The 22,869-nt window shown below is 61.8% G+C and carries 16 protein-coding genes; 4 read left to right on the top strand and 12 right to left on the bottom strand.

The window, feature by feature from the left end; translation table 11 throughout:
- Nucleotides 1–178 precede the first annotated feature (178 nt).
- Nucleotides 179–3,946: a methionine synthase gene (gene metH, locus NBH21_RS08430; protein WP_250915924.1), complete on the top strand. Its 3,768-nt coding sequence runs from the start codon at nt 179–181 to the stop codon at nt 3,944–3,946.
- A 166-nt stretch (nt 3,947–4,112) separates the two neighbouring features.
- Here metH and NBH21_RS08425 read toward each other — a convergent pair whose 3' ends face one another.
- Nucleotides 4,113–4,982, bottom strand: a complete 870-nt coding sequence (locus NBH21_RS08425) for a protein phosphatase 2C domain-containing protein (protein WP_250915925.1) — start codon at nt 4,980–4,982, stop codon at nt 4,113–4,115.
- A 160-nt stretch (nt 4,983–5,142) separates the two neighbouring features.
- Between NBH21_RS08425 and NBH21_RS08420 the strand changes: the two genes are divergently transcribed.
- Nucleotides 5,143–6,042, top strand: coding sequence for an alpha/beta hydrolase (locus NBH21_RS08420; RefSeq protein ID WP_250916412.1), 900 nt, complete (start codon nt 5,143–5,145; stop codon nt 6,040–6,042).
- A gap of 2 nt (nt 6,043–6,044) precedes the next feature.
- On the opposite strand, the gene NBH21_RS08415 is transcribed toward NBH21_RS08420, so the two are convergent.
- The gene (locus NBH21_RS08415; RefSeq protein WP_250915926.1) at nt 6,045–7,382 is read right to left on the bottom strand and encodes an MFS transporter; all 1,338 of its coding nucleotides are present in this window, start codon (nt 7,380–7,382) and stop codon (nt 6,045–6,047) included.
- Nucleotides 7,383–7,507: 125 nt separating this feature from the next.
- On the opposite strand from NBH21_RS08415, the gene NBH21_RS08410 reads away from it, so the two are divergent.
- The gene (locus tag NBH21_RS08410) at nt 7,508–7,942 is read left to right on the top strand and encodes an ACT domain-containing protein (RefSeq protein ID WP_250915927.1); all 435 of its coding nucleotides are present in this window, start codon (nt 7,508–7,510) and stop codon (nt 7,940–7,942) included.
- Nucleotides 7,943–7,948: 6 nt separating this feature from the next.
- Here NBH21_RS08410 and NBH21_RS08405 read toward each other — a convergent pair whose 3' ends face one another.
- From NBH21_RS08405 to NBH21_RS08390, 4 genes are all read right to left on the bottom strand, one after another.
- On the bottom strand, nt 7,949–9,661 hold the full coding sequence (locus tag NBH21_RS08405; protein ID WP_250915928.1) for a methyl-accepting chemotaxis protein: 1,713 nt from the start codon (nt 9,659–9,661) through the stop codon (nt 7,949–7,951).
- Between the two features lie 130 nt (nt 9,662–9,791).
- Nucleotides 9,792–10,835: a zinc-dependent alcohol dehydrogenase family protein gene (locus NBH21_RS08400; protein ID WP_250915929.1), complete on the bottom strand. Its 1,044-nt coding sequence runs from the start codon at nt 10,833–10,835 to the stop codon at nt 9,792–9,794.
- 59 nt (nt 10,836–10,894) lie between these two features.
- Entirely contained in the window at nt 10,895–12,895 is a 2,001-nt protein-coding gene (locus tag NBH21_RS08395) for a CocE/NonD family hydrolase (protein ID WP_250915930.1), read from the bottom strand.
- 23 nt (nt 12,896–12,918) lie between these two features.
- Nucleotides 12,919–14,508 carry an ABC transporter substrate-binding protein gene (locus NBH21_RS08390; RefSeq protein ID WP_250915931.1) on the bottom strand — a complete coding sequence of 530 codons (1,590 nt, stop codon included), beginning with the start codon at nt 14,506–14,508 and terminating at the stop codon, nt 12,919–12,921.
- Nucleotides 14,509–14,644: 136 nt separating this feature from the next.
- Here NBH21_RS08390 and NBH21_RS08385 point away from each other — a divergent pair, with 136 nt between their 5' ends.
- Nucleotides 14,645–15,433 carry a helix-turn-helix domain-containing protein gene (locus tag NBH21_RS08385; RefSeq protein ID WP_250915932.1) on the top strand — a complete coding sequence of 263 codons (789 nt, stop codon included), beginning with the start codon at nt 14,645–14,647 and terminating at the stop codon, nt 15,431–15,433.
- A 40-nt stretch (nt 15,434–15,473) separates the two neighbouring features.
- Here NBH21_RS08385 and NBH21_RS08380 read toward each other — a convergent pair whose 3' ends face one another.
- The 6 genes from NBH21_RS08380 to NBH21_RS08355 form a co-directional block, all read right to left on the bottom strand.
- Nucleotides 15,474–16,622 (bottom strand): acyltransferase family protein, encoded by a 1,149-nt coding sequence (locus tag NBH21_RS08380; protein ID WP_250915933.1) that lies wholly within the window; start codon nt 16,620–16,622, stop codon nt 15,474–15,476.
- Nucleotides 16,623–16,813: 191 nt separating this feature from the next.
- Complete coding sequence (locus NBH21_RS08375; protein ID WP_250915934.1) at nt 16,814–18,445, bottom strand: ABC transporter ATP-binding protein; 1,632 nt, start codon at nt 18,443–18,445, stop codon at nt 16,814–16,816.
- Nucleotides 18,438–19,265, bottom strand: a complete 828-nt coding sequence (locus NBH21_RS08370) for an ABC transporter permease (protein WP_250915935.1) — start codon at nt 19,263–19,265, stop codon at nt 18,438–18,440. The genes NBH21_RS08375 and NBH21_RS08370 overlap by 8 nt, the downstream gene beginning before the upstream one ends.
- Complete coding sequence (locus tag NBH21_RS08365; protein WP_250915936.1) at nt 19,262–20,266, bottom strand: ABC transporter permease; 1,005 nt, start codon at nt 20,264–20,266, stop codon at nt 19,262–19,264. The genes NBH21_RS08370 and NBH21_RS08365 overlap by 4 nt, the downstream gene beginning before the upstream one ends.
- Before the next feature lie 108 nt (nt 20,267–20,374).
- Nucleotides 20,375–21,964 (bottom strand): ABC transporter substrate-binding protein, encoded by a 1,590-nt coding sequence (locus NBH21_RS08360; protein WP_250915937.1) that lies wholly within the window; start codon nt 21,962–21,964, stop codon nt 20,375–20,377.
- 120 nt (nt 21,965–22,084) lie between these two features.
- Nucleotides 22,085–22,867, bottom strand: a complete 783-nt coding sequence (locus NBH21_RS08355; protein WP_250915938.1) for a carnitinyl-CoA dehydratase — start codon at nt 22,865–22,867, stop codon at nt 22,085–22,087.
- Nucleotides 22,868–22,869: the final 2 nt, after the last annotated feature.

Below are 22,869 nucleotides of genomic sequence, written 5' to 3'. Positions count from 1 at the left end.
TTCTAATCGTTTGAAACCTCTTATCGCGAAACCGGAGGATTGTCACCGCGCAACCGGCGTCGCGGTTGCAGCATTCCCTTGTTTTGCGTGTCGCAATTGAAACGAACAAACGCATGTTGACATAAAGATATCTTTATGTGATTTCGATTTATTGTCATTTGCAAGGAAGGCTGGCCAGATGTTCGACAAGCTGTTTGACGGAGATGCTGGGGAACGGAACGGCACGGAGATCATGCAGGCGCTGGCTGCTGCCGCGCGCGAGCGGATCCTTGTCCTCGACGGCGCCATGGGCACGCAGATCCAGGGGCTGGGCTTTGACGAGGACGCCTTTCGCGGCTCCCGTTTCATCGGCTGCGCCTGTCACCAGCAGGGCAATAACGACCTTCTGACGCTGAGCCAGCCGGATGCGATCGAGGAGATCCACTTCCGCTATGCCATGGCGGGTGCGGATATCCTGGAAACCAACACGTTTTCCTCGACCCGCATCGCACAGGCCGACTACCAGATGGAGCAGGCGGTCTATGACCTGAACCGGGAAGGGGCTTTGGTTGCTCGCCGGGCTGCAAGCCGCGCCGAGCGCGAGGATGGACGTCGCCGCTTTGTGGCCGGCGCCATCGGTCCGACCAACCGCACGGCCTCCATTTCGCCCGACGTCAACAATCCCGGTTATCGCGCGGTATCTTTTGACGACCTGCGCCTTGCCTATGGTGAACAGATCGACGGACTGATCGACGGCAATGCCGATATCATCCTGATCGAAACGATCTTCGACACGCTGAACGCCAAGGCTGCGATCTTCGCCTGCGAGGAGCGTTTCGCTGCCAAGGGCATTCGCCTGCCGGTGATGATCTCCGGCACGATCACCGACCTTTCCGGTCGCACCCTTTCGGGCCAGACGCCGTCGGCCTTCTGGTATTCGGTGCGCCACGCCAATCCTTTCACCATCGGCCTCAACTGTGCGCTGGGTGCTGACGCCATGCGTCCGCATCTGCAGGAACTTTCGGGCATCGCCGACACCTTCATCTGCGCCTATCCGAATGCCGGCCTGCCGAACGAGTTCGGCCGTTATGACGAGACGCCTGATGATATGGCGCGGCAGATTACCGGCTTTGCGGAAGAAGGCCTTGTCAATGTCGTCGGCGGCTGCTGCGGTTCGACGCCTGAGCATATCCGCGCGATCGCCGAGGCCGTTGCCGGCAAGGCGCCGCGCAAGCCGGCCGAGCACCGGCCGTTCATGTCGCTTTCCGGCCTCGAGCCCTTCGTGCTGACCAAGGAGATACCCTTCGTCAACGTCGGCGAACGCACCAACGTCACCGGCTCGGCCAAGTTCCGCAAACTGATTACGGCTGGCGATTACACGTCTGCGCTGGTCGTCGCTCGCGATCAGGTGGAGAACGGCGCCCAGATCATCGACATCAATATGGACGAGGGCCTGATCGATTCCGAGAAGGCGATGGTCGAGTTCCTGAACCTGATCGCCGCTGAACCCGACATCGCGCGCGTGCCGGTGATGATCGACTCGTCAAAGTTCCCGATCATCGAGGCCGGCCTCAAATGCGTGCAGGGCAAGGCGGTGGTGAATTCCATCTCCCTCAAGGAGGGCGAACAGTCCTTCGTCGAGCATGCCCGGCTGATCCGCAATTATGGCGCAGCCGTCGTCGTCATGGCCTTCGACGAGCAGGGGCAGGCGGACACCTATGCCCGCAAGGTGGAGATTTGCCAACGGGCCTACCGTATCCTGACCGAAGAGGTCGGTTTCGCGCCGGAAGACATCATCTTCGACCCGAACATCTTTGCCGTTGCGACCGGCATCGAGGAGCACAACAATTACGGCGTCGACTTCATCGAGGCGACGCGGACGATCCGCGAAAAGATGCCGCTGGTGCATATTTCCGGTGGCGTCTCGAACCTTTCCTTCTCGTTCCGTGGCAACGAGCCGGTGCGCGAGGCGATGCATGCCGTGTTCCTCTACCATGCCATTCAGGTCGGCATGGACATGGGCATCGTCAATGCCGGTCAGCTTGCCGTCTACGAGAGCATCGATCCCGAATTGCGCGAGGCCTGCGAGGATGTGGTGCTGAACCGCCGCGCGGACGCCACCGAGCGGCTGCTGGAGATCGCCGACCGTTACCGCGACACCGGCGAGAAGCAGGCAAGGGGGCAGGATCTCGCCTGGCGCGAATGGCCGGTCGAGAAGCGGCTTTCGCATGCTCTGGTCAACGGCATCACCGAGTTCATCGACGCCGATACGGAAGAAGCGCGGCAGAAGGCCGAGCGGCCGCTACACGTCATCGAGGGGCCGCTGATGGCCGGCATGAACGTGGTTGGCGATCTTTTCGGCGCAGGCAAGATGTTCCTGCCGCAGGTGGTCAAATCCGCCCGTGTGATGAAGCAGGCGGTCGCCGTGTTGCTCCCCTACATGGAAGCGGAAAAGGCGGCCAATGGCGGCGGCAGCGAAAGGCAATCGGCCGGCAAGGTGCTGATGGCGACGGTCAAGGGCGACGTGCACGACATCGGCAAGAACATCGTCGGCGTCGTTCTCGCCTGCAACAATTACGATATCATCGACCTTGGCGTGATGGTGCCGGCGACGAAAATTCTCGAGACTGCAGTCAAGGAGAAGGTCGACATCATCGGGCTTTCCGGCCTCATTACGCCGTCGCTCGACGAGATGGTGCATGTTGCCGGCGAGATGCAGCGGCAGGGCTTCGACATTCCGCTGCTGATAGGTGGCGCGACCACCAGCCGGGTGCATACCGCGGTGAAGATCCATCCGCAGTACCAGGCGGGGCAGGCCGTCTATGTGACGGACGCCAGCCGTGCGGTCGGTGTCGTGTCGTCGCTCTTGTCGCCGGACAACCGTTCGTCCACCATCGATGGCCTGCGCGCCGAATATGCCAAGGTCGCCGACGCCCATGCGCGGGCCGAAGCCGAGAAGCAGCGCCTGCCGCTGGCGCGTGCCCGCGAAAATGCGGTGAAGCTCGACTGGTCCGCCTACAAGCCGAAGAAGCCTTCCTTCCTCGGTACGAAGGTCTTCGAGGACTACGACCTCGCAGAACTTGCCGGCTACATCGATTGGACGCCCTTCTTCCAGACATGGGAGATGAAGGGCCGCTATCCGGCCATTCTCGAAGACGAGAAGCAGGGCGAGGCCGCGCGCCAGCTTTTCTCCGACGCCCAGTCGATGCTGAAGAAGATCATCGACGAGAAGTGGTTCCGCCCGCGGGCCGTCATCGGCTTCTGGCCCGCGAATGTGGTCGGAGACGATATCCGCCTGTTCACCGACGAGGCCCGGTCGGAGGAGCTTGCGACCTTCTTCACGCTGCGCCAGCAATTGTCGAAGCGCGACGGGCGGCCGAACGTGGCGCTCTCGGATTTCGTCGCGCCTGAGGGTAGCGGCGTTGCCGATTATGTCGGTGGCTTCGTGGTGACGGCCGGTTTCGAGGAAATCGCCATTGCCGAGCGGTTCGAGCGGGCGAATGATGACTACTCGTCCATTCTGGTCAAGGCGCTGGCGGACCGTTTCGCCGAGGCTTTTGCCGAGCGGATGCACGAGCGGGTTCGCCGGGAGTTCTGGGGCTATGCGCCGGATGAGAGCTTCAGCAGCGACGAACTCGTCGGCGAGGCCTATGGCGGCATCCGTCCGGCGCCGGGTTATCCGGCCCAGCCCGACCACACCGAGAAGACGACACTGTTCCGGCTGCTGGATGCGGAAAAGGCGACGGGCGTTGAGTTGACCGAGAGCTACGCCATGTGGCCCGGTTCCTCCGTATCCGGCATCTATATCGGTCATCCCGAGAGCTATTACTTCGGCGTTGCCAAGGTCGAGCGCGATCAGGTCGAGGATTATGCCGCGCGCAAGGGCATGGAAGTCAGGGAGGTCGAGCGCTGGCTCGGGCCGGTCTTGAACTACGTGCCGAAGGCGGTGGAAACCGAAGCCGCCTGACGAGTGGCGTTCGAAACAGAATGATTTTTCTTCTCCCCGTTTGCGGGGAGAAGGTGCCGGCCGGCGGATGAGGGGTGGCTATTTCTGTGTCGCCCGGAAGTCTTGCGAAAAAGATTCCGCTTCTCGCGCTATCGCCCTGAACGGGAATCATTTTCCAGATTGGGCGTCACGCCTTCAAGCGCAAGAGAATGGCTGTGGTGTCGTCGCTCTGCTTGAAGCGGGGAAATCTCAATCCATCGGGATCGATCTCCCGCTCGAAGCGGCGCAATTCCTCGACCAGTGGCAACAGCCCCTCGGTTTCGGCGCGCCGCACCAGACCGGCGGGATCGTAGATCTTGTAGAGGGCAACGAGATCGGCGAGGCCGTCCGAGCAGAGGATAGCCGTTGCGCCTCCGGTGATCTCGATCGGTTGCCGGTAGAGATGATCTGCCGCTTCCGGCACCATGCCGAAGGTCCATACATTGCTTTCGGTCGTGTTGTGCCGCGAGCGGCCCTTGCGCAGGTCCTCCAGCGTCGTGGGGTCGCCGACGGCGCTGCCGGAAGCACCGATGCCACCGGTTCGCTCGATATGCTTTTGCGCTGCAAGCTGTTCCCATTCATAGGCGCCGGGGATAGGGATCACGAAATCGCCGTGGCCGTCGTCATGGAGCAGGTAGAGGCAGCTGTCGCCCAGTCCGAAATATTCGAAACCCGAGGGTGTACGGTGCAGGCCGGTCAGGCTGCTGCTCGGCCATGCATAACGCGGCTGCTCGCCGGCGATGGCATGAAAGGTGTCGCGCGCCTCGGATGAAATTACCCGGACGGTTTCCGCAACGTCAGCGACACCGTCAAGTCTTTCGCCGAGCCGGGTTGCCGCGAATTCCGCCATCCATGCCGCATCGCTGCCATGCCCCTCCATGAACTGCCGGTCGCCGAGCCCGGTCGCGCCATCCAGAACGAAGGCGGCATCGGGGTTGAAACCGAACCTGTCCTCGTTCGGGCGGCCGGCTTTGCCGGGATCGGTGATGGTGTCGAGGATGTCGATGGAAAAAGCCATGTCTGGAACTCTCAAGGACGCAAATGGAAGAGCATTTCTGCCGGATCGGAGTCACAACGACTCGTATGGTGCGGATGATGATCCGGTGGGGTGGGCATGACCATGAAAAATGTCATGCGATCCACCGCATCTTGCCAAGGGAGACGGACCGATGAAACCCATGCCTACGGAACCGGGCATTCTCGCCTTTCTCGAAAAATGCGACAGCTTCTATCCGCCAGATGCTGTCGATGCCCCGATTGCCCAGCAGCGCATCTGGTACAACGCCCTTTGCGCCCAGTTCTCCCCCGCGCTGCCGGAGGGGCTTGTGAAGCTCGACGGAGAGGTGGCCGGCGTGCCGGTGCGTCTCTATCGACCGGCTCAGGTGAGGACCGCTGCGAGGCTGGTCTATATCCATGGCGGCGGTTTCGTCGTCGGCTCGCTCGAAAGCCATGACGCCATCTGCGCAGAGATTGCGGATCGTGTCGGGGCGGAACTCACCGCGATCGACTATCGGCTGGCGCCGGAACATGTCTGGCCGGCGCAGCATGAGGATTGTCAGGCGGTGCTCGATGCACTGATCGCTGATGGCGACAGGCTGGTGCTGATCGGCGACAGCGCCGGCGGCAATCTCGTCGCAGGCCTCACCCTCAGGGCGAGGGACGAGGGCCGGACGGAGCAGATCCTTGGGCAGGCGCTGATCTATCCGGGGCTCGGCGGCGACCTCATTACCGGCTCCTATGTCGAAATGAGTGAGGCTCCGGGTCTTTCGACGGCCGATGTCCGCTATTATCGCGAGGTTCTCAAGGCTCCGGAAGACGACGTGGTGGCCTTTCCGCTGCTCTCCGACGACTTTGCGGGGCTGCCGCGAACCTATGTTGCGGCGGCGCATTTCGATCCGCTCAGGGATGATGCCCGTCTTTACGCGGCGCGTCTGGTCGAGGACGGTGTCAATGTGTGGTTTCGCGAGGAACCGCAGATGGTGCATGCTTGGCTGCGCGCCCGCCATATGAGCAAGGGCGCCGAAGATGGCTTCGACGCCCTTTGTCTTGCCGTATCCCGGCTGGCGGGAACGATCTGATATCAGGCTGCGGCGCGGGCCGGGGTCTCCTGTTCCGCGCCGTGAGCCTCGACCTTGTCGCCATGGATGAGCAGATAGATGCCGATGGCGAAGGCAAGCGCCGCAACGAACAGCAGATACCATGCATGGGCCATGGGGTTGACGGCGAGCATGGTGGTGACCGCGATCGGCGTCAGCCCGCCGAAGACGGCGTAAGAAATGTTGTAGGAGAACGACAGGCCGGAAAAGCGGACCGGAGCCGGGAAGGCGCGCACCATCACATAGGGAACCGCACCGACCATTCCGACCGAGAGGCCCATTACGGCGTAGAGCGCGAAGAGGATTTCGAGCGACGTTGCCGCATAGGTGTAGAAGGCAAAGGTCGCGACGGCGAAGAAGATACTGCCGAAGGTGAAGAACTTGCCGCTGCCGATGCGGTCGATCAGGGCGCCTGCGGCGACCACGCCGACCATCAGGAAAAGCGTTCCGAAGGAGGTCGCGGCAAGCGACTCGCGGGCGGTGTAGCCGTAGAGTTTCTGCAGGAAGGTTGCCGTCATCAGCGTGGTGACGACGATTGCCGCGGAAAGAACCCAGGTCAGCAGGACGGAGATGATGACCGCGCGCGGATGGTCGCGGAGTACAGCCTTGAGCGGCAGGCTGGCCGACAGCGCGTTGCTGCGCTTCATTTCGGCGAAAACAGGCGTTTCTTCCAGCCAGCGGCGCAGATAGACGGCGATGAGGCCGAAGATGCCACCGAGCAAGAAGGGGATGCGCCAGGCGTAGGAGGCCACTTCCTCGGGCACGAAGATGGTGTTGACCAGCGTGGCGATCATCGATCCCAGAAGGATGCCGAGCGATAGGCCTGACGTGAGGATACCGCAGGCAAGGCCGGTGCGGCGGGCGGGTACATGCTCGGCCACGAAGGTCCATGCTCCGGGAACCTCGCCGCCGATCGCTGCACCCTGCAACATGCGCAAAACGATGAGCAGGACGGGCGCAGCGACGCCGATCGTCTGGTAGGTTGGCATGAGCGCCATGCCGAGCGTCGAGAGCGCCATCAGCAGGATGGAGAAGGCGAAAACCTTCTTGCGGCCGAAGCGGTCGCCGAAATGCGCGAGAATGATGCCACCCAGCGGGCGAACCAGATAACCGGCGGCGAAGATGCCGAAGGTCTGGATCAGAATCAGCCAGTCCGGCATGCCCTCGGGAAAGAACAGCTTGCCGATCACCGTTGCAAAGAAGACGAAGATGATGAAATCATAAAATTCGAGAGCGCCACCGAGTGCGGAGAGGCCAAGCGTCTTGTAGTCGCGGCCGTCGAGGGGGCGGGATTTTGTCTGCGTCAATGGGAGGGAGTTCATGCGAGGCGTCCTGAAATACAGCGCATCGAGCGCGCCGGGCCGGGAATGCGGCAAAGCGGCCGGTATTGCAAGCCATTTCATGGTTGCGTCGGGCCGAAATGCCCTGAAAATGCGGGGGCTTGGGGATGAGTAACGGTATCATTGACCCGGTGCAACTTCTGGCGGAGATGGAGCCTCAACTGGCTCCCGGTCTCTTCGTGTTCGTGCATGTACCAGCGGGACACGCTCTGGACCTCGCTGCACTGGATCCGGTGGGAACCTTTCGGGAGACGGAAGGGCTGACGCTGATCCTCTCCGAGGACAAAGCGAGGGAGCACGGACTGGCTGGCGGGACGCCGTTGAGGCAGATCACGCTCGATGTGCATTCCTCGCTGGAAGCCGTGGGGTTGACCGCTGCCGTTTCAGGTGAACTCGCACGAAACGGAATAGCCGCGAACGTCGTCGCGGCTTTTTATCACGACCATATCTTCGTGCCGGCTACCGATGCCGAGAAGGCGTTGCGCCTGCTTCGGGAACTCAGCGCCGGAAGCAGGCAGAACGAGACGCGGATGTTTTCCTGACCCTGATCAGGCGGCCCGGTGCACCGGTGCTGCCGCTGGCGCGGTCACACCCGGCTCGCGAATGGTTTTCCGCCGGTTCAGCTTGAAGCGGTTGACCAGTACGACGAGCTTTTCGGCTCCTTCCGCCAGCGCCAGGCTGATGCCCTTCATGCTGCCAACCATGGAGGTGTTCTGCTGGGTTACCTGGTCGAGGGCGTTGACCGCCGTGCTGATTTCCGACAGCCGGTGCGACTGTTCGATGGCGGCGGTTGCGATCGCTTCCACGTTGAGGTCGATCGAGTGGACGAAGGTCTCGATGCGGTTCAGCGCGTCGCCGGTGTCCGCCACCAGCCTGACGCCTTCCTTCACCTCGTCCGAGGAGTGGGTGATGAGCTGGGCGATCTCCTGCGCGGCCTTGGCCGAACGCTGTGCAAGTTCGCGCACTTCCTGTGCCACGACGGCAAAGCCCTTGCCGCTTTCGCCTGCGCGCGCGGCTTCGACGCCGGCGTTGAGGGCCAAGAGGTTCGTCTGGAAGGCAATCTCGTCGATGACGTCGATGATATTGGCGATCTCCTTTGAGGCGCTCTCGATGCGTCCCATGGCTGCGACCGTCGATTTGACGACTTCCACCGAAGCTGTTGCCGCCTTGTGAGCGTCACGGACCAGAGATCGCGTGTCGTTCGTGCGGTTGGTGGATTCGCGGATGGTGGCGGTGATCTGCTCGAGTGCTGCCGAAGTTTCCTCGAGTGAGGACGCCTGCTGCTCGGAGCGGCTGGCCAGATGCTCGGATCCTTCGCGCATTTCGGCGCTGTTGGACTTGAGCTGCGCCGTTTCTGCGAGAACCTCGACCAGCGTTTCCTGAAACTTGGCGATAGAGGTGTTGAAGTCGTGGCGCAGGGGCTCGAATTCGGATGAGAAGGGGTGGTCCATCGTGATACGGATGTTGCAGTCGGCCAGCCGGTGGAGGCCTGCTGCAAGTTCGTCCATGGCCCGGACGCGGCCGGTGACGTCGTTGGCGAATTTTACGACCTTCCAGACCTTGCCGGTCTCGTCGAGGATCGGGTTGTAGGTTGCCTGAATGTGAACCCTTTTGCCGCTCTTCGTCACGCGGGTAAACTGGTCGGAATGAAACTCGCCGGAGGCAAGGCTGTTCCAGAAGGCGCTGTAGCCGGTGGATTTGGCGTATTCTTGTTCGCAAAACAGGGAATGATGGTGGCCCTTGATCTCCTGCAGGCTATAGCCCATCAGGTCGAGAAAGTTCTCGTTGGCAGTGATGATTTCGCCCTTCGGCGTAAATTCGATGATCGCCTGCGAGCGGGAGAGCGCCGAGATCTTGCCGGTGCTGTCCAGGGCTTGAAGCTTCGCCGCGGTGATGTCGGTTGCTGTCTTCACCACCTTGTAAGGCCTGCTGCCGCGAAAGACCGGATTGTAGGTCGCCTCGATCCAGACCGTCCGGCCGCCCTTGCCGATGCGCTTGTACTGCTGCTGATCGTACTTGCCGGCTGCAAGATTGCGCCAGAATTCGCGGTAGGCAGGTGAGTTCGCTTCTGCCGGATCGATGAAGATGCGATGGTGCCTGCCAACGATCTCGCTCTTACGATAGCCCATCACGCGACAGAAATTGTCGTTGGCGTCGAGGATGTTACCTTCCAGATCGAACTCGATGATGGCGAGCGAACGGTTTAATGCCTCGACGATGCGGGAGGCATCAGAACCGAGGCCGAGGGAAAGCATGGACATGAGGTAAAAGCTCCGGAATAGGCGAGATGCGAGCATTCACGTTTATGCTAAATAACTAAAAATAATCTGTTAATTTTAATCGGATTGAAAGTGCAGCAGCGAGCGAGGTGCCCTGCTGCTGCAGTGTTTTTCACTCGAACCGGTCGATGATGGTGATGCCGTTTTCGGCAAAGCTGTCCATGGCCATCAGGGCCGGGACCGCTTCCGTCAGCGATATGTGCCTGCCAATCAGTTTCTGGGGCTGCAATGTGCCGGCTTCGATCATTGCGAGCATGGCGTCATAGCGCCAGGATTGCATCCCGTGACTGCCGTATATCTCCAGTTCATGGGCGATGACCCGGTCCATCGGCAGCGGCGGTGTCGCGTGATCGGCGAGCATCAGGCCGACCTGTACATGGCGACCGCGCCGGCGCAGGTTGACGATCGAATTGCAGCAGGTGGAGGGGTACCCCAGCGCATCGATGGAGACGTGAACGCCGCCGCCGGTTGCATCGCGCACAGCAACGGGTACGTCCGTCTCGCGCGTCGAGTTGATCGTGACCGAAGCGCCGAGCGAGCGGGCGAGCGTGAGTTTTTCTTCGGAGATATCGACGGCAACGACGTTGGCGCCGAGTGCCTTGCCGATCATGATGGCGGAAAGGCCGACGCCGCCGCAACCGTGCACGGCCAGCCACTCGCCACCCTTGAGCCGTCCCTGATCGACGACCGCGCGGAACGAGGTTGCGAAACGGCAGCCGAGGCTTGCCGCCGTCGCATCGTCGATTGCGTCGGGGAGCTTGACAAGGTTATGGTCGGCGTAATCCAGCGCCATGAATTCGGCATAGCTGCCCCAATGGGTGAAGCCGGGCTGGAACTGCTCCTCGCAAACCTGACTGTTGCCCGATTTGCATTCGAAGCAGTGGCCGCAACCGGAGACGAAGGGCACGGTCACGCGGTCGCCGACCTTGAAGCGCTTCACTTCCGGCCCGACAGCCTCGACCAATCCGGCGAATTCGTGGCCGGGGACATGCGGCAGGTTGATATCGGAATCGTGTCCCTTCCAGCCGTGCCAGTCACTGCGGCAGAGGCCTGTCGCGGTGATGCTGAGGACGACACCGGCTTTCGGCGGCGACGGATCGGGAACGTCGATCACTTCAGGGGATTCGCCAAAACGCTCGTAAAGCATCGCCTTCATGAAACTCTCCTTCAGACTCGCCGCCGACATTCCGGCGGCGAGATATCAAAGCACGTCGATCACATGAAATCACGTGCGATGCGGCGCTCGAAGTGTCGCTCGAAGACAAGAGCCTCGCCTTCATGGGCTGTCACATGCGCCTCGATCAGCCATTCGGTCTCAGTGCAGGTCATGGTCGAGGTCGCGACCGAGCGAACCGTCCAGCCGGGACGAACCATGTCGCATGTCCAGGTCGAGGTTCCCGACATGGACAGCGGATCACCGGGCGTGATCGACCAGGCCTCCTCGCGGATCTGGCGGGTGGAGAGACCGGTATCCGGGTGTTCGGAAAGGCCCGTGTCCTCCAGCAGATAGTAGGTGGTGCTGTTGCCGGAGAGATCGCGCAGCACCTGTCGCTGGGTCTCGCCCGGTTCGTGGTTGATGTATTTCGGCAGCGGATCCGGATTGTCCGGCTCCTTCACCGTGATTTCATCATGGGCGCCGAGAAGGGGCAAGGCGAGCGACAGGCTGGCCGTATCGACTGTCAGCCCCGGATCGAAGGGTGCCGGCAGCACCATCGGCCAATAGGCGGTCGAAAGCGCGACGCGGATCCTGTGACCGGCCCGGAAACGATAACCGCAGGCGTCGAGCGTCACGGTCACCTTGACCTTCTTGCCATGCGGCATGGCCTTGGGATTTTCATTGCTTTCGCGATGCGCCAGATTGAGGACGCCGAAGGAGACGCGATAGGCGGTGCCGTCGGGATGGACATCGACGACGCGGGCAATCAGGTTCGCCCAGTCCGCATCGCAGGCCACTTCCAGCGTGACGACGGGGCGGCCGAGGTAGTCGACATCCTGCGTGAGCGGTGCGGTCTCGAAGCAGAGGGAACCGGCATCGTCGCTGCGTTGGTCGATTGCCATTTCCGCATCGGGCTTCAGGGTGAACCATTCGCCTGAGGCCGTGCCGGTGTCGAGCGGCGATTTCAGGAAGACGTCTCCCGCGCTCGCTCCAGCCGGATTGCCGGTGACGAGTGCTCCATGGGCGTCGACTGCGAAGGACTGGTATTCCGGCTCGCTCCATGCAGCCTTGGCAATCCAGCGGCCGGGGTCGACGTCGCGGCGCGGGGCGGGGCGGATGCCGTCCATGATGTAGGCTCGCACTTGCGGCGTATCCTCGATGCCGTTCGCTTCGTCACGCAGCCAGCGGTTCCACCAGCGGATTGCCTCGCCGAGAAAATCGGCGCGCGGCTTGGGCCAGGCGAAATGCGGATATTTATGGACCCAGGGGCCGATCAACGCCTTGGCCTTTTCGCCCAAGCCTTCCGCGGCCTTGAGCGGCGTGTTGCGATAGCCGTCGGCCCAGCCGGCAATCACCAGCGCGGGCACCTGGAAAGCGGAAAAGTCTTCACAGATCGAGCCGTGTTTCCAGAAGTCGTCACGGCGCTGGTGCGAGAGCCATTCCTCCATGAAGAAGGGTTCGTTTTCCAGCCGTTCGAGCCACATTTCCTTCCAGCGGTCGCCCACGAGCGCCGGGTCCGGGGAGCGAGACTGGTAGCCCTGCATGGTTGCTGCCCAGGAAAGCTGGGCCGAGAGATGGCAACCGTCCTTGTAGTGGATATCGTCGTTGTAGCGATCGGTGGTGGACGCGATCGAAATGACCGCTTTCAGGGCAGGCGGCCGCATCGCCGCCACCTGCAGGCAGTTGAAGCCGCCCCAGGAGATACCCATCATGCCGACCGAGCCGTTCGACCACGGCTGTTCGGCGATCCAGGCGATGAGTTCGCAGGCGTTGGCGAGTTCGAGCGGAGTGTATTCGCCGTCGATGACGCCATCCGATTCACCGGAGCCGCGGATGTCGACGCGGACGCCGGCAATGCCGGCCTCCGCGAAGGACGGATAGGTCGACTCGTCGCGCAGGCAGGTTCCGTCGCGCTTGCGGTAGGGCAGGAATTCGAAAACCGCCGGCACGGGATCGGCTTCCGCCCCGTCCGGCATCCAGATGCGGGCGGCAAGGCGTGTGCCGTCCTTCAGGACGATCCACTGGTTCTCGATGACTTGGAAGGGGCGTGTGCCAGACATGATGGGCTTCCTATCCTGCGTTTTCAGGCGTCGAACCAGACGCGGCTACCGATATAGCCGTTCGACATGTCATTGCCGATATCATCGACGAAGCCCTTGAGCGTGTTCGAAGACGCCATGATGTAGTCGTTGAACACCGGCAGGATGAGGCCGCCTTCGTCGCGAACCATCAGCGCCATGCTGTGGTAGAGTGCCTTGCGCTTGGCGTCGTCTAGCTCGGAGCGAGCCTCGAGCAGCATCTTGTCGAAATCCTCGCGCTTGAAACGGGTGTCGTTCCATTCCGCCGTCGAGAGATAGGAGGTGGAGTAGCGGGAATCCTGCGTCGGGCGGCCGCCCCAGTAGGATGCGCAGAAGGGCTGGGCGTTCCAGACGTTGGTCCAGTAGCCGTCTTCCGGCTCGCGCTTCACCTCGATTTCGATGCCTGCCTTCTTGGCGCTTTCCTGGAACAGGATGGCGGCGTCCACGGCGCCGGGGAAGGCCGCGTCGGACGTGCGCAGCAGGACCGGGCGGTCGAGGCCGGACTTCTTGAAGTGGAAGGCCGCCTTGTCCGGGTCGTACATGCGCTGCTCGATGTTTTCAGGCGCCAGAGCGTAGTTGCCGTTCACCGGATAGTCGTTGCCGAGCGTGCCGAAGCCGCCGAGAACCTGATCGAGGATTGCCTGACGGTCGACAGCGTATTTCAGGGCAAGACGCAGGTCATTGTTGTCGAAGGGGGCGGTGTCGCAATGCATCAGGAAGCTGTAGAAGCCCTTGCCCGAACTGCGCACGATCTCGACCTTCGGTGCGCGCTTGAGTAGCGGCACGGTCTTCGGATCGACGGTGTTGATGAAATGGACCTGACCCGAGGACAGGGCGGCGATACGGGCGGTCGCATCGTTCATGACGATGATTTCGACGCTCTCGACATAACCGCGATCGGAGCGCCAGTCGCTTGCGTTCTTCTCGAAGGTTGCGCGGACGCCTGGCTCGAAACTCTTCAGCACATAGGGGCCGGTGCCGATGGCGGCTGCCGGGTTCTCGACGCCGCCCTTGGGCTGAATGATCAGATGGTAGTCGGTCAGCATCAGCGGCAGGTCAGCATTGCCTTCCTTGAGCGTCAGGACGAGATCGCCGGCCTTTTCCTCGATCGCGGTGATGGAGGAGAGCAGGCCGAGCGCGCCGGACTTGGAGTTTGCATCCGAGTGACGCTTCAGCGTGGCGACGATGTCGGAGACAGTCATCTTGCTGCCGTCATGGAAGGCGACGTCGCTGCGGATCTTGAAGGTCCAGACGGAGGCGTCGGCGGAAGGCTCCCACGAGGTGGCGAGTGCTGGCAGCGGAGCGCCGGTCTTCGGATCCGACTCGACGAGGGTGTCGCCCCAGAGGCGGCCGACCACGAAGAGAACCGAGGCGCTGTAGCTTGCGGGGTCGAGCACGTCGCTCGTCGCACCGCCCTTGAGGCCAAGCTTGAGATGGCCGCCGCGCTTGGCTTCCTGCGCCCGCGCGGACTGGGGAAGAAGGCTGCCGCCGAAGGCAGCAAGGCCGCCAAGGGCTGCCGTGCCGCCGAGGAAACCGCGGCGGTTGACGCCCGCAGGCAGGATGAGGCCGTTGGTGTTTCTGGTGAATTCGGACATGGTCGGTTCCCCTTTTTGTTTCAAATCCGGGGCTGACCGTATCGCGGCAAATGCGGCGCGCAATTTCGCTATCTGACGCGTTTTTACGCTGGTTTACGCTATGTATCCTGTGCTCAAATCGCGTATGGAATCGAAAATGGATGCCCTTGTCGAAAACCTCCGGACCGCCTGTGCGACGCAGCGCTCGATCTCCCAGGTGTGCCGGGAGATCGGGATCAACCGTCAGCAATTCAATCGCTACATCAATGGCGAGGCAAAGCCGTCTGCCCATAATCTGGCGCGGATCGCTGCGTTCTTCGGCCTGACGCCGGCCGATTTCCAGCTGCCGGAGCGTTCCTTCGGGCAGAAGCTTCGCAGGCCGTCACTCGGGGGAGCGGAGGGCGTCGTCGATGTTTTCCAGGGATTTCCGGGTGATATCGCGGCGTTGCGCCGGCATGTCGGATATTACCAGACGTATCATCTGTCGCCGTCGTGGCCGGGGCTGGTGGTCTGTTCCTACAGCAGGCTTTACGAGGAGGACGGGTTGATCCGCGTTCGCTCGGTGGAGCGCATTCGCGACGCCGAACGGGAAATCCTGCAATTTTCGAAATATGTCGGACTGGCGGCTTTCTGGCGCAACCGCATCTTCATCACCGAGCGCAATATCGGTCGTAACACGATGCTGTCGCAAACTATCCTGATGCCGTTCGAAGCGCATCAGCGGGTCTATCTGCGCGGCACGACGATGGGTGTGTCGTGGCGAAAGGAAAACCTGCCTTATGCGTCGCGGATGATCTGGCGCTCCATCGGACGGGAGCCGGATATTCGTCAGGTGCTGTCACGGTGCGGCGTTCTGCCGCTTGGATCACGGCATTTGCCGCCGACGGTTCGAGCGTTTCTTGAAGATCCGTCGGCGGAAATTCTAACCGTGCCGACGGAATATTGAGACGGACGGTACCGATGCCGAAGGTTTCGGCCCCGGTGTTTCAGGAAACCCCGCTCGATTGCCTGACCTTTCCGGTCTCCGGGGCCAGCGCGGCGCCGAGGCGACGACCGAGCGCCATGGAGGGGACCTCCACGCTTTTGTAGGCCAATGCGGCGACCGGCACGATTATCGCAAGTGACGCCGCGATAATCAGCGCGGGATGAATTTCGCCGTAGAACCAGCGGAACAGGAACAGCAGCACCGGAAGGTGGAACAGGTAGAGGCTGTAGGAAATCCGGCCAAGCCACTGGCATCCGTCGTGTTCCAGCGCGGTGCGGAAACCGTTGTTCCCAAGGGCTGCGGCGATGACCATGATGGAGGCCAGTCCATATAGAAGCTCCGCTCCCGGCAGACCGGGCGGCACTGCGAAAAGGGTGAACGCTAGCGCCAGGCCGCTCCACAATGCGGGACGGCTGAGGGACGACACGATGTCCGTAATTCGTGTGCGGTCGATCGCCATTTGCGCGCCGAGGGCGAAGAACAGCGTATAGATGGCTGTATCGAGGAGCGACCGCGTCAGCGGGTCCGGCCTGAACAGCATAACGATCGCGCTGGCGAGAAGCCAGATCATGAAAAAGACGGGCAATGCGATCCGGCGGGCGCGGAGGAGAAAAAGTGCAATCAGGGGAAAGAACAGCGAAATCCGCATCTCATGCACCAGACTCCACATGACGTTGTTGAGGTCCATGGAGGAGGGTGTGCCAAGCATCAGAAGATGGCTGAGGATGAGCTTGATGCTGACCGGTTCTGTCCAGGATTTCATGTTGAACCAGTCGCTGAGGCCCTGGATCGGCCCTGCCGGTGACAGCGATGCGAGCATGGCGGCAAAGGCGATGGAGGCCGCGAAGGGGATATAAATCCGGCAGAAGCGCTTCACCAGATAGCTCGGATAAGGGGTGCTTCGACCGACCGCAAAAGGCAGGGCCAGCACGAAGCCGCTCAAGGCGAAGAAGAGAATAACGGCGGGTCTTCCGCCGACGATGGTGCGCAGCGGCGAATATCGCAGATACGTGACCGGGTCCAACCAGACCGACAGGCTGGAAAGATCGACCGGCACGATCGCCTGCGGAAACGTCAGGAAGATATGGTGAAGAACGACCGTCAGAGCCGCAATTCCCCGAAGGGAGTCGAGTGAGGTAAACCGCATCATTTCGATCGATGCTCCGGGAAAATCAACGCGTTGCCGCGCAAATAATAGATAGAGTGTCTGCAATTATTACTTCTGATTGTAGAGTATTCCAAAGCGTTGCCGCATTGCAACAAGTATTTGTTGCAACAGCTAAGTGAAGTCGGTTGGGCGTTCTTCTCTCCCGGCCGAACGGAGGCCGGGCGGCAAGCGCTTCAATTTCCGGCGCTTGCCATCTTCCGGGTCGCCAAGGCCTTTTCCAGCCAGCCGATTTCCATTTCGGGGACGGATTTCAGCAGAAGGTCCGTATAGTCGTCGAAAGGAGGCTCCAGCACCTTCGATTTGGGGCCGAAGCGCACCAGCTGGCCCCGATGCATCACGGCAACGCTGTCGGCGATGGCGCGGACGATGGCGATGTCATGGGTGATGAAGACATAGGAAAGCTGGGTTTCTTCCTGGAGACGCATGAGGAGTTTCAGGATACCCTCTGCTACCAGCGGATCGAGCGCCGAGGTCGGTTCGTCGCAGAGCAGCAGTTCGGGCTTTGCCGCGAGCGCCCGGGCAATCGCCACGCGCTGCTTCTGGCCGCCTGAAAGCTCCGCCGGGAAACGGTCGACGAAGCCGGAGCCCATTTCGATCTGTTCCAGCAGTTCCTTGACCCTGGCCGTCTTCGCCGCTCCATGGAGGCCGTAGTAGAAAGTCAGCGGACGGCCGATGATGTCGCGAACGGTCTGACGCGGGTTCATTGCCGTGTCGGCCATCTGATAGATGAGCTGGATGCGGCGCAGGTCGTCGCGCGAGCGGCCGGAGAGCGCCGGCGGCAGTTGGCGTCCGTCGAAGTTGATACTGCCCTGGAGCGGGGGCAGGAGGCCGGTAATGACGCGGGCGAGCGTCGATTTTCCGGATCCGCTCTCGCCGACGACGGCCAGCGTCTGGCCCTTCGGCAGGTGCAGTGAAACGTCATGCAGAACCCTGAAGCCGTTCGGATAGCCGGCCGTGACGTTCTCGACCTTCAGCAGCGCGCTCGACTGATCGGCGGCCTCGTCCTTCTTCGCCTGACGGACATTCACCAAAGCGCGGGTGTAGTCCTGCCTTGGCTGCTCGATGATCTGCTGCGCGCTGCCATATTCGACAGTCTTGCCATGGCGCAGGACCATGATGTCGTCGGAGATCTGGGCGACCACCGCGAGATCGTGGGTGATGTAGAGCGCTGCGGTGTGGGTTTCCTCGATCGCGTGCTTGATCGCTGCCAGGACATCGATCTGGGTGGTGACGTCGAGGGCCGTGGTCGGCTCGTCGAAGACGATCAGTTCCGGGTTCGGGCAGAGCGCCATGGCCGTCATGGCGCGCTGCAACTGACCGCCGGATACCTGATGCGGATAGCGGTCGCCGAAGTGTTTCGGATCGGGCAGGCCGAGCACGCCGAAGAGGTAGACGGCGCGGGCGCGGGCTTCCTCGACGGTCATCAGCCTGTGGGTGAGCGTTGCCTCGATCACCTGGTCGCCCAGCTTGTGGGCGGGGTTGAAGGCGGCAGCGGCGGATTGGGCCACGTAACAGACGCGGGCGCCGCGCACCTTGCGGATGCCGCCCTTGTCGAGCGCCAGAATGTTATCGCCGTCCAGCAGCACTTCGCCGCCGGCGATGCGCACTCCGCCTCGGCCATAGGCCAGTGCCGACAGGCCGATGGTGGACTTGCCGGCGCCGGATTCGCCGATCAGGCCGAGAACCTTGCCCTTCCGCAGATCGAAGGAGACGCCTTCGACGATGGTGACATTCTTCGGCGGCTCGCCCGGCGGATAGCTGGTGGCTTCGATCTTGAGATTGCGGACGGAAAGAAGTTCAGGCATCGCCGCGGCCTCCCTTCAGGCTGGAGGTTCGTTTCAGCAGCCAGTCGACCACCAGGTTGACGCAGACGGCAAGGGCGGCGATGGCCGAGCCCGGAACGAGGGCTGCGGAAATGCCGAAGATAATGCCGTCCTTGTTGTCCTTTACCATGCCGCCCCAGTCGGCGGCCGGCGGCTGAATGCCAAGGCCGAGGAAGGAGAGGGTGGAGAGGAACAGGATGGAGAAGGCGAAGCGCAGACCGAATTCGGCCAGAAGCGGCGAAAGCGTGTTGGGCAGGATTTCCCGGAAGATGATCCAGAGCGTGCCTTCGCCGCGAAGCCTTGCCGCTTCCACAAACTCCATCACTGCGACATCGAGCGCTACGGCACGGCCGAGGCGGTAGACGCGGGTCGAGTCGAGGACCGCCATGACGAGGATCAGGACGAAAAGGTTCTGCGGCAGGACGGCCAGAACGACCAGCGCGAAGATCAGCGTCGGGATCGACATCATCAGGTCGTTGAAGCGGGAGAGCGTCTGATCGATCAGGCCGCGCGAGACCGCCGCCGTAAAGCTCAGGAAGATGCCGAGCGAGAAGGAAAGGACGGTTGCGGCAAGCGCCACGAACAGTGTCGTGCGGGCGCCGTAGATCATGCGGGACAGGAGGTCGCGGCCGAGGTTGTCGGTGCCGAGCAGATAGGCACCGCCCATCGGTTCCCATACGCCGCCGACGATCTCACGTTCCTCGAAGGGCGCAATGAAGGGGGCGAATATGGCGCAGACGAAGGCCAGGAGGATACCGAGAATGCCGACCCAGGCGCTAACAGGGATATCTCTCAGCCTCATCGGGGATGCCTCAGTCTCGGATTGGCGATGATCGCGATGATATCGGCCAGCATGTTCAGGAAAATATAGACGGCGGCGAAGATCAGGCCGCATGCCTGTACGACGGGCATGTCACGAACGGTCACGGCGTCGACCATGTACTGGCCCATGCCGGGATAGACGAAGACCACCTCGACCACGACCACGCCGACCACGAGATAGGCGAGGTTGAGCGCCACGACGTTGACGATGGGGGCGAGCGCGTTGGGCGCCGCATGCTTGACGATGGCGCGGAAGGCGGAAAGGCCCTTGAGTTCCGCCGTTTCCATATAGGCTGATGACATGACCGACAGGATCGCGGCGCGGGTCATGCGCATCATGTGGGCGAGAACGACGAGGACCAGGGTTGCGGTGGGCAGCGCCATTGCCTGCAGGCGTTCGGATATGGTCATGCCGTCATGCACGGTTGCGGGGAAGGTCGCGATGCCGAAGTTGATGGCGAAGAACAGGATCAGCAGGTAGCCGATGAAGAATTCGGGAAGCGAGATGGCCGCCAGCGAGACGATGTTGATGATGCGGTCCGGCAGCCGGTTGCGGAAATGCACCGCCAGCATGCCGAGCCCGACGGCCAGCGGCACGGATATGATTGCTGCCAGTCCCGCAAGAGCCAGCGAATTGCCGAGTCGCTTGCCGATCTGCTCGGTCACGGAATTGCGGCTTGCCCAGGAGGTACCGAAATCGCCATGCAAAGCATTGCCGAGCCACTCGAAATAGCGGGTGACGATGGGCCGGTCGAGACCGAGTTCCGAACGGATGTTGGCAACGGCCTGTGGCGTGGCGGACTGGCCGAGATAGGTCGTCGCGAAATCACCCGGCAGGGCTTCCACGCCGCCATAGATCAACATGGATACGGCGATCAGCAGGCCGAGACTGAGGAAGAGGCGCTGAAGGATCAGCGCGACAAGCGGATATCGTTCGCGGAATCTGAGTGACGGCGAACCGGCGTCAGGCAATTGGGTCATGGGCTCCGGTATGGCTTTATGAAAAATCGAGCAGGATTCGCGGTCCTGTCGGAGCGCGGATCCCCGTGAAATGTCAGGGGCGCATCATGCGGCCCCGCCTCATTTTCGTCAACTTTCGAGCCAGACGCGGGTGGCGACGTAGCCGTTCGACATGTCGTTGCCGATATCGTGGACGTAGCCCTTCACCGTCTTGCTGGCGGCGTTCACGAAGTCGTTGAACATCGGCAGGATCAGGCCGCCTTCGTCGCGGACCATCATCGCCATCTCGCGATACATTTCCTTGCGTTTGGTCTCGTCGAGTTCCGAGCGGGCCTGCAGCAGGAGCTTGTCGAAGTCCGGACGCAGGAAGCGGGTGTCGTTCCAGTCCGCCGTCGAAAGATAGGCGGTGGAATACATCTGGTCCTGCGTCGGACGGCCACCCCAGTAGGAGGTGGAGAAGGGCTGGACGTTCCAGACGTTCGACCAGTATCCGTCGCCGGGCTCGCGCTTCACCTCGATGTCGATGCCGGCCTTCTTGGCGCTCTGCTGATAGAGGACCGCCGCATCGACGGCGCCGGGGAACGCGACTTCCGAGGTGCGCAACAGCACCGAGCCGGAATGACCCGACTTCTTGAAGTGGAAAGCCGCCTTGTCGGGATCGTAGGCGCGCTGCTCGATGCCTTCGGGGAAGAGGGCATAGGTGTTGTTGATCGGGAAGTCGTTGCCGACCTTGCCGTAACCGCCGAGGATCTTTTCCACCATGGTTTCGCGGTCCATGGCGTATTTCAGCGCAAGCCGCAGATCGTTATTGTCGAACGGCGCGGTGTTGCAGTGCATGATGAAGACGTAGTGGCCGCGACCGGAGGTGTTGAGGATCTCGACATTCGGAGCGCGCTTCAGGAGCGCCACCGTCTTCGGATCGACGCGGTTGATGTAGTGAACCTGACCTGACGACAGTGCCGCGATGCGGGCGGTGGCGTCGTTCATGCCGATGATCTCGATCGTGTCGACATAGCCGCGATCGGAACGCCAGTCGTTCGGGTTCTTTTCGAAGGTCGCCCGAACGCCGGCTTCGAAGCTGGTCAGCTTGTAGGGACCGGTGCCGATCGAAGCCAGCGGATCGTCATTACCGCCATTCGGCTGGATGACGAGGTGGTAGTCGGTGAGAAGCAGCGGCATGTCCGCATTGCCCTCGGTGAGCACGAGGACGAGATTGTCGCCGTCCTTCTTGATTTCCTTGATCGACTTCATCACGCCAAGCGCGCCGGATTCCGACTTTTCGTCGGTGTGGCGCTTGAGGGTGGCGATAACGTCGTCGACCGTCAGTTCCTTGCCGTCGTGGAACTGCACACCCTTGCGGATCTTGAAGGTCCAGGTGGCGGCATCCGCGGAGGGCTCCCAGCTCTCGGCAAGAGCCGGAACAGCAGCGCCGGTCAGCGGATCGCTTTCGACCAGCATGTCGCCCCAGCAACGGCCGACGCAGAACATGAACTGCGACAGGAATTTTGCCGGGTCCTTGCTGTCGGTGGCCGAGCCGCCTTCAAGACCGAGTTTCAGGTGACCGCCCTTCTTGGGCTCCTGGGCTTCGGCGCTGGCTGCGAAAAGGCTGCTTGCGGCCGTGAGCGTCAAGCCCGCGGCCATGGCCCGCCCCATGAATTCACGACGGTTCATGCCGGCGGATGTGACACGACCTGCGAGGTATTTCGTATAATCGTTCATTAGCCTGTTCCTTCTCTGGTTGGTTGGACGCATCCGGCATGTTGTTTTTGTTCCGTGATGCGGGGACCGTTTCGATGCCATGGCATCAGGCCGGGTCTCCGAAGGCCTCCCTCGATCTTTCTATCGTCCTTTCCACAGGGGATCGCGCTTTTCCGTGAAGGCGCGAGCGCCTTCGAGCTGATCCTCGCTCGAATAGAGAATGTCGACCGTGCGATACTGCCGCTTGGTGATCTTGTTCATCGCGGTCGGGAAATCCTTGCCCTCGGCATCGCGGACGATTTCCTTGATTGCCGCATAAACCAGCGGCGGGCCGCTTTCGAGCAGACGGGCGAGTTCCCAGGCTCGCTCCATCAGCTTGTCGGCGGGAAGGATTTCATTGACGAAGCCCCAGCGATGGCCTTCCTGCGCATCGAGCCAGCGGCCCGTCAGCAGCATGTCCATGGCAATGTGATAGGGGATGCGCTTCGGCAGCTTGATCGAGGCGGCGTCCGCCACGGTGCCGGAGCGGATTTCAGGAAGCGCGAAGGTCGCGTGTTCCGCCGCGAGGATGAGATCGGTCGACAGGGCGATCTCGAAACCGCCGCCGCAGCATATGCCGTTGATCGCGGCGATGATCGGCTTGTTGAGGTCGCGCAGTTCCTGCATGCCACCGAAACCGCCGATGCCATAGTCTCCATCGACGGCATCGCCGGCGGCGGCGGCTTTGAGATCCCAGCCCGCACAGAAAAATTTCTCGCCGGCGGCGGTCACGATGGCGACGCGCAGCTCCGGATCGTCGCGAAAATCGCGGAAAACCTCACCCATGATGCGGCTCGTCTTCAGGTCGATGGCATTGGCCTTGGGGCGGTCGATGGTGACTTCGAGGATGCCGCCTTCACGTCTGGTGCGGATGGGGTCGGTCATGC

The sequence above is a fragment of the Ciceribacter sichuanensis genome (assembly GCF_024055605.1).
Lineage (GTDB): Bacteria > Pseudomonadota > Alphaproteobacteria > Rhizobiales > Rhizobiaceae > Allorhizobium > Allorhizobium sichuanense.
This window is presented reverse-complemented; position numbering and strand designations above follow the sequence as displayed.